General features: G+C 54.1%; 2 protein-coding genes. Both read left to right on the top strand.

What is annotated here, in order from left to right:
• Positions 1–647 precede the first annotated feature (647 nt).
• The gene (locus AB9K37_RS01615; protein WP_369835257.1) at positions 648–905 is read left to right on the top strand and encodes a YjhX family toxin; all 258 of its coding nucleotides are present in this window, start codon (positions 648–650) and stop codon (positions 903–905) included.
• A 9-nt stretch (positions 906–914) separates the two neighbouring features.
• Positions 915–1436: a GNAT family N-acetyltransferase gene (locus tag AB9K37_RS01620; RefSeq protein ID WP_369835258.1), complete on the top strand. Its 522-nt coding sequence runs from the start codon at positions 915–917 to the stop codon at positions 1434–1436.
• Positions 1437–1708 lie beyond the last annotated feature (272 nt).

A 1708-nucleotide genomic window follows, 5' to 3' on the forward strand; every position in this document is an offset into this window, starting at 1 on the left:
AGACGTTGAAGTGATGATGCGGAATTAAGTCAACCAAAAGCAAGGACACTCCGGGAATGGCAGCGGCCCCTTGAGGTCGATAAGCCGATTGGAACCTCGCTTGCGGAACTCATCAGGGCCAGTGGAGGCAATGCCAAAACAAAAACAGGCCGGACAGACGACGGTACTGACGAAAATGACCGCAGAAATCACCAGAAAACACTTGCAATGCAGGAGCCACCCACAGAGGACTTTCGAGAGGGCGTGCAGCATTTTCGGAAGGTGAAGGTTGGCACAGCGGACAAAGCGCCAATTCTCTACGGCCGCGCCAAGCTCCGCAGTCGAGAAACCAAGCCGGGCAGTAACGGTTATTATCGCCGAGGACAGAAACGTACGAGTTTTGGTACGTCCTACGATACGGAGAAGGTCCGAAAGGATCGGCAGATGATGTAATAGTGCATGCCCATATTGACCTGACTCAGTTGAACGCCTATGTGCTTGCGACGACTGAGGCAGCGGCCTCACTCAATGGAGATTTTATGAAAGAGACCCGGGCCTAACGCCCGTTCCTGGCGACGCAAATGCAGGAACACCAACATTGATAGGAACACTCACGCGCGATGCTGAGTGTCCTTTTTGTTGTACTTTCGTAAAATCGAGACATCCCAATGAACATCTCAAAGCACGAACAACGTGTTTTGCATGAACTCGCCTTAGGCGGCGAGATCAAATTCGTGCGCGCCGACAACGGCAAAATCAAATCCGTGCAGTGTTTTACACGCGACGGCTTCGTTTTCACGGCTTGCACCTTGGACGTATTCACGCGGCTCAAGGAAAAACGCTTCATCAAATCCATCAAAGGCGGTCCCTACCGCATCACGAAACTGGGCAACACATCCGTGCGTGCCCAAATGAGCCAGACTTAAGGAAACCCAATGAAACACAACGATATCGACGCGATCTCCAACGTTCACCTGCAGGCTTTTGGCGACGACGAAGGCCCCGAAATCTCGCAGCTTGCGAGAGACATCCTCGGCCATCCTAACACCATCTCGATCAGCGCCGAACGAGACGGGACAATCGCGGGTAATGTCCTGTTCACCCCGTTTGTCTTCGCAGATCACCCGGATACAAAATGCTACCTGCTCGCCCCTTGTGGCGTCCTGCCCGAGTATCAGGGGCATGGCGTCGGGAGAGAAATCATGGAGGACAGCATTGAACATCTCAGATCCATCGGAACGGATGCTGTTTTCGTATTAGGTGTTCCAACCTTCTACCCACGGTATGGGTTTGCCCCGACCGACAAACAAACGCCATACCCAGACTTGCTGACGATTGCTGAGGCATGGATGGCACTCGAGCTGACCGAAGGTTCGATCGCTAAGCTGAGTGGTCCGACACTCGCTATCCCTCAGTTCATGCACTCGCATTGGTGGGATACAACGGGGCGCGACTAAACGTGCTGCGTCGAGAACCGGGCATCTCGAATTCTATCTCACGTGTCCGGTTCTGTCCGCACACCGGGCATAAACCCTCTGACAGAACCGATGTGGCAAAACGGTCGTTTTTGTCACAAGCGCCACCCTCACGGTGTCAACGGCGGAGTAAAATTCGGCCATTGTGGCGGAGCAAAAGTCGGCCAGTTTGGGGCGAGCGCCTTGGAGCGTGCGGCCCTCATATAGCAAGCCCGGTCCAAGGCGCATTGGCCGTCAGGCCAATTCTGTGAGGT

Origin of the sequence: Donghicola sp. XS_ASV15, assembly GCF_041224595.1 — a bacterium.
Taxonomy (GTDB): Bacteria; Pseudomonadota; Alphaproteobacteria; order Rhodobacterales; family Rhodobacteraceae; genus Donghicola.

Coding starts and splice junctions, on each gene's coding strand:
- AB9K37_RS01615 (WP_369835257.1), top strand. CDS start 648: ATGAACATCTCAAAGCACGAACAACGTGTTTTGCATGAACTCGCCTTA.
- AB9K37_RS01620 (WP_369835258.1), top strand. CDS start 915: ATGAAACACAACGATATCGACGCGATCTCCAACGTTCACCTGCAGGCT.